This is a genomic window from Mesobacillus sp., assembly GCF_049588175.1.
GTDB lineage: Bacteria > Bacillota > Bacilli > Bacillales > Cytobacillaceae > Mesobacillus.
On record NZ_JBAVFI010000281.1, the window covers coordinates 1 to 8800 of the forward strand.

Consider the following 8800-nt stretch of genomic DNA (forward strand, 5'->3'; position numbering starts at 1 on the left):
TCGCTCCTGCGGGGTCTCACCTGTCCAGCTGCGCCCGCAGGAGTCTACGCGCCTTCCACTACAATCAACAGAGTTTAAAAATCAACATTCAGCTTAAACAGAGCCTTAAAATTATATATAAGGGCACTCTAATCTGAGTTAGAATGCCCTTATAAAGGATCGATAAAATTAATTTTTCACCGCAAACTTTGCTTTCGCTTCCTGGCGGCGGCGATGCAGGATCGGTTCAGTATAGCCGCTCGGCTGGTCATACCCAAGGAAGACAAGATCGCATGCTGCCTGGAACGCAACAGAATTGTCATAGTCTGAAGCCATTGGGCGGTAATCAGGATCTAATTCATTCTGTTTATCTACAACTTTTGCCATACGCTGTAAAGTTTCAAGCACTTGCTCTTTCGAACATACACCGTGGTGCAGCCAGTTAGCCATATGCTGGCTGGAAATCCTTAAAGTAGCCCGGTCTTCCATCAGTCCTACATCATTGATATCAGGAACTTTGGAGCAGCCGATACCCGATTCAACCCAGCGAACCACATAACCAAGGATTCCCTGCGCATTATTATCAAGCTCTTCCTGGATTTCTTCTGCTGTCCACTGAGGATTTTCTGCAACCGGTATCTGCAGGATCTCATCCCTGTAGTCTTTTGATTCTTTTGCCAGTACATTTTGCACTTCAAATATATCTACCTCATGATAATGCAGGGCATGCAATGTAGCAGCAGTTGGAGATGGCACCCAAGCTGTATTTGCGCCAGCCTTCAAGTGGCCGATCTTTTGTTCGAGCATAGGCCCCATCAAATCTGGCATTGCCCACATACCCTTTCCAATTTGAGCACGACCCTGGAAGCCAACGTCCAGACCTGTGGCAACATTCGATTTTTCATAACCCTGCAGCCAGACTGACGATTTCATATCATTCTTGCGGATCATCGGGCCTGCTTCCATGGAGGTATGCATTTCGTCTCCAGTGCGATCCAAGAATCCTGTGTTAATGAACACGACTCTGTCTTTTACTTCGCGAATACATGCTTTAAGGTTAAGGCTAGTGCGTCGTTCTTCATCCATAACCCCAATTTTAAGAGTGTGGCGTTCTAGCCCAACAAGATCCTCTACACGATCAAACAGTTCATTGGCAAAAGCCACTTCCTTTGAACCGTGCATTTTTGGCTTTACAATATAAATAGAACCTTTTGATGAATTCCTGAATTTTGTATTTCCAATAACTGAATGTTTTCCAATCAAGCCTGTAAACACAGTATCAAGGATACCTTCCGGAACTTCGTTACCTTCTTCGTCCAGAAGCATATTGCTTGTCATCAGGTGACCCACATTACGGACAAACATGACAGAGCGGCCGTTTAGGCTGAATTCTTCCCCATTTGGAGCTTTGTACTGCCTGTCTGGATTCATCGTCCTTGTCATGCTGCGGCCACTTTTATTGAAGTTCGCTGACAAGTCTCCTTTTTGAAGACCAAGCCAGTTGCGATAAACAACTACTTTATCCTCGGCATCAACCGCTGCTACAGAGTCTTCGCAGTCCATAATCGTTGTCAATGCAGCTTCGAGCAAGATGTCTTTTACTCCCGCTTTATCGGTCTTGCCAATTGAATGGCTTGGATCAATTTGGATTTCAAAGTGTAAACGGTTATTTTTCAGCAAAACTGCGGATGGTTCTGCAGGCTCTCCCTTATAGCCCGCCATCTTCTCCTCTTCTTTTAACCCGGTTGTTTGACCGTCTGCCAATAAAACAGTAAGCTTACCGTCAACGATTACATATTTTTCGGCATCTTTATGGGATCCTTCAGCTAGTGGAGCTGCCTTGTCAAGGAATTCGCGGCCATAGGCAATGACCTTGTCACCTCGAACTGCATTGTAGCCTAAGCCACGTTCTGCTCCATCCTCTTCACTGATGGCATCTGTACCGTAAAGGGCATCATACAAGCTTCCCCATCGGGCATTCGCTGCATTAATCGCGTATCGGGCATTATTTACTGGTACAACAAGCTGTGGTCCCGCCTGGAATGCAACCTCTTCATCTACTGCTTCAGTAGTAACCTTGTAATCATCAGCCTCTGGCTCTAGATAGCCAATCTCCGCAAGAAATGTTTTATATTTTTCAAAATTAAAGCTTTCGTTTTCGCGGTGCCATGCATTCAGCTTGCTTTGTATTTCATCACGGACCTTTAATAATTCTTTATTTCTTGGCGCCAGATCTTTCACTAAACTACCCAATCCTGACCAAAACTGTTCCTGATCAACCTCCGACCCCGGAATAACTTCAGAATTGATAAATTCATAGAGTTCTGTTGCTACTTGTAGAGTTCCCGCTTTTACATAGTCTGCCATGTGAATGATTTCCTCCCTTTTACTAGCCAATAATAGCAGCGTTCGATAGTTGTTTCTTATTACGAAACGCTGTTTCAATAACTCCTTAAAAAAATCATACCATGCTTCTAAAAGAATTTTCAAACAATTTAACTAAAAATTTTTTACTTTTTTTATATCGATCATTACAAGGATGAAACTGCGGCAATTTCCTTTTTAACCTCAACGCAACGCCCAGGTGAGGGAAAAAGTTTTCCAGCGTTTAATAGATTTTTCGAGTTAAAGACTTGCCGGATCTCTGTCTGTGCCAAAATTTCCTCATCTGTGAACACAAAACGCATTTCTTCTCTTTTTTCAATGCCCACCCCATGCTCTCCGGTGATGGTACCTCCAACGTCTGCACACACCTTCAGACACAGGCTTCCTGCCTCAAGAGCTTTCTCACTTTCACCAGGCTTTCTGGCATCAAATAAAACGAGCGGATGAAGATTACCGTCCCCGGCATGAAAAATATTGGCAATTCGCAGTCCGAATTCATCGCTGATTTCATTTATCCGCTTTAACACTTCCGGCAACCTGCTTCTCGGGATGACACCGTCCTGAACTAAATAGTCAGGTGAAATCGCACCCATTGCCCCAAAGCCAGTTTTTCGGTTTGCCCACCATCTTGCTCTTTCCTGTTCACTCTGTGCAGCTTTTACTTCTCTGACATTATTATTATTGCAAACCTCAAGAATCTGGTTTATTTGCTCATCAATCCCAGCGGCAATACCGTCCACCTCAATCAGCAGCACCGCCTCAATATCCTTTGGATGCCCAACCGGGAATGCAGCAGCCTCCACGCCCTCTATGGCGGTTTTATCCATCATTTCAAGTGCTGCAGGCACAATTCCTGCTGAAATTATATCTGATACTGCTTTGCTGCCATCTGCTACCTTATCAAAATAAGCTAGTACAGTTTGTTTTGATTCAGGATTTTTTAAAATTCTTACGGTTATTTTAGTTACGATTCCCAATGTCCCTTCCGAACCCGTTAATAATCCAAGCAAATCATATCCAGGAAGGTCAGGAACTCCATCTCTCCCTATTTCGATTATATCTCCATTCGGCATGACAACTTCCAAACCTAGAATATGGTTAGTTGTTACACCATATTTCAGGCAATGGGCACCGCCTGCATTTTCAGCAACGTTCCCGCCAATCGTGCAGCAATATTGGCTTGAAGGGTCTGGAGCATAGTAATATCCTTTATCTGAAATAGAGTTGGTGAGCTTAAGGTTCACAAAACCAGGTTCAACAACTGCCCTTCTATTCTCAAAATCTACGCTTAACAGCTTTTTCATCCGGACCATACTAATGATTACCTCACCGTTCAGCGGAATTGCTCCCCCGCTAAGGCCAGTACCGGCACCCCTAGCAAGGAATGGCAGATCATTTTCATGGCAGTATTTAACGATCGCTGCTACTTCTGCTGTATTCTTTGGAAAAACAACCACCTTTGGTAAATGCTTATGGAGTGTAAAACCGTCACAATCGTAAGCAAGCAGGTCTTCCTTATGATAGAGGATGGACTTGCGGACCGGGTCATCACCGACAATCTTAGCGAGATTCAAAATGTGAGGATCGTTCGTTTGAATGCCTTTGCGAGCCATTACTTTCCCTCCTTCAGGCTGTCTTCTTTTTGATATGCCCAGTCAAGCAGCTGAATAGTATGCACAACCTTTTGGTTTCTTCCATGCTTTTGGACTCCTACTGCCATTTGAAGCATACAGCCTGGGTTTCCCATAGAAATCATCTCGACATCTTCCGGGACATTTTCCATCTTGCTATCAAGGATGGCACCGGCCATGTCAGGGTTTGTTATGTTATAGATTCCGGCACTTCCGCAGCAACGGTCGGAGTTCGGCATATGGACCATTTCCACTCCTGGGATATCCAAAAGAATATCACGCGGTTCCTGGCGTATTCCCTGTCCGTGAGCAAGGTGGCAGGCATCGTGATAAGTCATCTTTACATTCATTTCAGCTTTCGGCTTTTCATATCCGGTGTCGTGAAGGTATTTAGAAATATCTTCTACCTTTTCGGAGAATTCTACAGCTTTGTCATGCCACTCAGGATCATCCCGGAACAATTCATGATATTCCTTCAGCATACTGCCGCACCCAGCTGCATTGACTATGATTTTGTCAGCATCCTTGAAAGCTTCAATGTTTTTCTTGGCAAGCTTCCTTCCTGTTTCCCTGTCGCCTGCATGGACATGTAACGCTCCGCAGCATGTTTGATTTCTTGGAATGATGACATCGTTTCCATTACGAGTCAAAACATTAATAGTTGCTTCATTGACATCACTGAACATGACGTCCATTACGCAGCCAGTAAGCATCGCAACTTCATGTTTAGTCTCAATTTTAGCCTTGATCACGTCCACGTTCTTATATTTTTTCCGTACTGGTTCATTGATTTCCGGCATGATCGCTTCCATGTCTATAAGATGCTTTGGCATGATATTGATTAGGCCAGTCTTCCGGATTGCCTTTTGCATTCCGCTCTTTTGGTAAAATTTCAGCAGGCTGCCTAATGAATTAAGACGATTTTGATGCGGGAACAATTCTTGTAAAAACAGCTTGTTTACTGCCCCTTTCCAGCCAGTCAATGGCATGGCCTGACGAATTTGCCCTCTAGCTTCTTCTATTAAGCCACCAACATTCACATCGGCCGGACAGGCTGTTGTACATGCACGGCAGTCTAGACAAGCAAAAACAGGATCCATGAATTGCTCGTTCACTGTAAGCTTTCCTTCTGCCACTGATTTAATCAGATGGACTCTCCCGCGTGGGGAATGTTGTTCCTGGCCCGTAAGTTCATAGGTTGGACATGATTCCAGACACATGCCGCAATGGACGCAATCTGCCCATTTATTTTCATCCGGCGGATCGCTCCAGAGATAATTACTTAAACTGTTGGATGTGCAAGTAGGTTCCTGCTTCAAATCTAACTCTCTTAAACTCACAATTATATCCCTCCCACAAAACGTCCAGGATTCAGGACTCGATTTGGATCGACTTTTGCTTTGATTCCTTCCAATAAAAACTGGTAAGCTGGCTTTTCTCCCCAAACATCGACTTTCTTGCGTAAAGCTAGTGGCAAATGCTTAACAACAACGTAACCGCTCTGGAGTGCTGCCTTTTCCCTTAATAAGCTGATGGCGGAAAGCACGTCTGATTCTGCTCCCCTTAGCACAACCTGGGATAATCCATGTCCGAGCCCCCCATGCCCTTCTATCAAAAGGTTGTGGGAATCTTGTATTGACTCGCATTCTTTCAGGACCTCGATAACATCCATGTTAACGGTTCCTATTTTCAATGTTGCTTCTATACCATTGCCGTCAATAGGTGCGGACCCATTTGGCACATTCTCATAAAAATCATTCCAAAATAATCTTGCTTCCTGTTGCTGAAGAATAACCAGCTTAGTACCTGGCGGCCGTAACTTACGGACGAATTCCTCCTGGTATTTAACTGAGCTTTCAACATCTTCAAAGCCAATTGCCAGAGTGAATACCCTTTCATTTAGCAGTTTTTCTGATAATGATGGATTCATCAGTTCGAGAGCAACAGGCTCAACCACCGTATCCAAAAGCTGAACAGCAAAGGCCTTTGCCTTTTCCAGGCTGTCCTCAGTGAATTTTATCAACAATAGATTTTCATCTTTTGTTACAGGCCTCAATTTCAAAGAGATCTCGGAAATGACACCAAGAGTACCCATCGCACCAATATAAAGTTTGTTCATGTCATAGCCAGCAACATTTTTCACTACTTTTCCACCGGATCGAATCACTTTCCCGTCCGGATAAACAATCCTCAGCCCGATTACCGCATCACGTGCAGAACCATAACCAAGACGCTTGGGACCGCTTTCATTTGCGGCAACAATTCCACCGATTGTCGCATTCCCAGGTAAAAATGGATCAAGAGCTATTCTTTGGTTAAACTCCTGCAGATAATCCTGAATCTCCTTGAAGGAACTGCCAGGTTTGACTGTAAGCGTCATATCGCCTGGTACATGTTCGACGATTCCTTTATAGTTTGCCATTGAAATAAGGATATCTGCACCTTCTGCAGTGCCGCCAAATCCTCTTTTCGTACCACCGCCAATGACATTAATCGTTTTATTTGTTTCATTTGCATATTTTAATACACTTGCAATCTCCTCTTCAGTATTAGGGAATACCGTTATCGAACCCCCATTGCCAAAAGCATTCGCTTCAATACCCTCTTCCAAAATTTGCGCCTCAGGAAAAAAAGATTTAAGTTCCGTTAATATCCCGGTGGTTATCATAGCAGCCCTCCAACTGTTTCTGAACAAGAAACAAAAGTAATTTTGATATTAGACATTTATCACTGAACTAGTTTTTAGCAAATCCTCTACATATTCCAAGTGTTCTTCCATCATTTGCTTTGCTTGTGCGGACTCTTTGTTTTGAATCATCCGGAAAATCTGGGAGTGCTGACGAGTTATTTCTTCAAAAACGATACGATCCTCTTCAATATATTGATGAAATCCAATCATCGTCTTTTTCATCGAAGCTGAGATGAATTCGAGAAGCTGGACCAATATCTCATTCCCTGCTGCTTTGGCTATTGCCAGATGAAAGTTATAATCAGCTTCCCAGCTATTATCCCCGTTTCCATAAAGGAGGCCCTCCATCAGCTTCAAATCCTTCTCAGACCGATTTTTCGCGGCAATTTCAGCAATACCCGGTTCAAGAAGCTTTCTGACTTGAAATAGCTGACTGATATCTTTTGAGCTTGGAAGGAGCAGATGATTGTTAAAGAGTTTTCCAGAGTCAAACTTACATATGTAGGTACCTTCTCCCTGCTTTACCGTCACTGCCCCTTTCCCTTTAAGAGTAGTGATGGCATCCCTTACAGCAGAACGACCTACCCCGAACATTTCGCAAAGCTCACGGACAGAAGGCAGTTTTTCTCCTGGAAGGAATGTGCCAACTTCAATCATCTTTTCAATTTGTTCCGTAACTGATTCGGATACTTTTTTAGTTGAAATCCTTTCGATTTTCAAAAATTCACCCCTTTCTTTTCAGATATCACATATCTGATAAGTGACAACTTAATTTTTATTTAAACATCGTAGTGCATATTTTTCAAGTAAATAGTTTGAAAATATTTAAAAATCTAATTAATCAGTTTTTTAATATAATATTTTCAAACTCGTTCTAAGAGATTCTTAGCGGAAAAAGGCAGTAATACAAAAAAAACACAGGATAAAAACCTATCCTGTGTTTCAATACCGGGAAATCGATATCGACTTTATCGAAGTCAGCAGCAATACAATAGACCCTACAAATGCAACAATTACCAGAGAATAAAGAAAAGATAGCTCTTTAAAAATAATAACTCCGCTTAAAACGATAAAACTATCAATCAAGAGGATGACCAATCCTACGTTAACGGAGAAAAACTTCGATATGATTAATGCAAGTAAATCCAGGCCTCCTGGGCTTGCATGAATTCTTAACATAATGCCTACTCCGCATCCAACAAAAACCCCTCCTAAACTAATATTTAATAGGAACGGAAGGTGAAATAATCCATTCAGAGGATGTAAAAGACTAATCATAATAGCGGAAATGAACGTACCAATTAACCCATAAAAGAAATAATGTAAATCGTAATAGATGGCAATGAAGTAAATAGGGACATTAAGACAAGTAAATATAACTGCCAGTTTCCACCCCCATATATAATTAAGCAAAAGACTGATGCCCCAAATGCCTCCATTAATTAAATGAGAGGGTATGATAAATCCGTTAATCCCAATTCCAATTAAGATACTTGCAATGGTTATTGTCATTATTTTTAGTGCCAATTTACCTTCTCCCCCTGAGTGACTCCGGATACTATATTCTATTTTATTTTCCGCGCATCCATCACACTTATTTTGCAAGAGGCTTGACAAATACTTGTTTGGAATCAATATATACTTACGAAATTTTCTACATATAACAGAAAAAATTACTATCATTATTATTTAGGTAAAAAAAGGCGTTTCCCATGTAGGAAAACACCTCTTAATGAAATCGACTTTTCACTTACACTGCTTTACTAGTATATTCTCCCTTTTTAAATAGCGAAGGATAGTCTTTTAAAATCGCTTCTCGAATCGCTCTTTCATCCATACAATCGATTGGATATGCTTTGATTTTTTGTAAAGTAGAATACGTACTTCCTTTGAAAAGAGTGATGCTCTTTTGAATAAAACGATTCTTTTCCAAGAAAAAGTTATTCATTATATCAATCTGTTTATTTTCAACTTCCTCATAAATTACAAAGAAATTATCAATAAATTCTCCAGGAAGCACTTCCTTTGTGTCAATCACTTCATGTACTTTCATCTTATCCATTCTCCTTTCCATTTTACTTCTTATTAATGGATCCAAAGTATTGCTGGATGATTT

The 8800-nt window shown here is 41.8% G+C and carries 7 protein-coding genes; all 7 read right to left on the bottom strand.

Annotated features, from left to right (window positions below):
• Positions 1–168: 168 nt before the first annotated feature.
• Complete coding sequence (locus WB217_RS06850) at positions 169–2346, bottom strand: malate synthase G (protein WP_423991885.1); 2178 nt, start codon at positions 2344–2346, stop codon at positions 169–171.
• A 164-nt stretch (positions 2347–2510) separates the two neighbouring features.
• Positions 2511–3977, bottom strand: coding sequence for an FAD-linked oxidase C-terminal domain-containing protein (locus WB217_RS06855; RefSeq protein WP_423991887.1), 1467 nt, complete (start codon positions 3975–3977; stop codon positions 2511–2513).
• Positions 3977–5335 carry a (Fe-S)-binding protein gene (locus WB217_RS06860; RefSeq protein ID WP_423991889.1) on the bottom strand — a complete coding sequence of 453 codons (1359 nt, stop codon included), beginning with the start codon at positions 5333–5335 and terminating at the stop codon, positions 3977–3979. The genes WB217_RS06855 and WB217_RS06860 overlap by 1 nt, the downstream gene beginning before the upstream one ends.
• A gap of 2 nt (positions 5336–5337) precedes the next feature.
• The gene (locus WB217_RS06865) at positions 5338–6663 is read right to left on the bottom strand and encodes an FAD-binding oxidoreductase (RefSeq protein ID WP_423991891.1); all 1326 of its coding nucleotides are present in this window, start codon (positions 6661–6663) and stop codon (positions 5338–5340) included.
• 48 nt (positions 6664–6711) lie between these two features.
• Positions 6712–7404 (bottom strand): FadR/GntR family transcriptional regulator, encoded by a 693-nt coding sequence (locus WB217_RS06870; RefSeq protein WP_423991893.1) that lies wholly within the window; start codon positions 7402–7404, stop codon positions 6712–6714.
• A gap of 222 nt (positions 7405–7626) precedes the next feature.
• Positions 7627–8211 (bottom strand): YitT family protein, encoded by a 585-nt coding sequence (locus WB217_RS06875; protein ID WP_423991895.1) that lies wholly within the window; start codon positions 8209–8211, stop codon positions 7627–7629.
• Positions 8212–8434: 223 nt separating this feature from the next.
• Positions 8435–8800, bottom strand: a 366-nt coding sequence (locus tag WB217_RS06880; RefSeq protein ID WP_423991897.1) for a hypothetical protein, incomplete at its 5' end; no start/stop codon positions are given.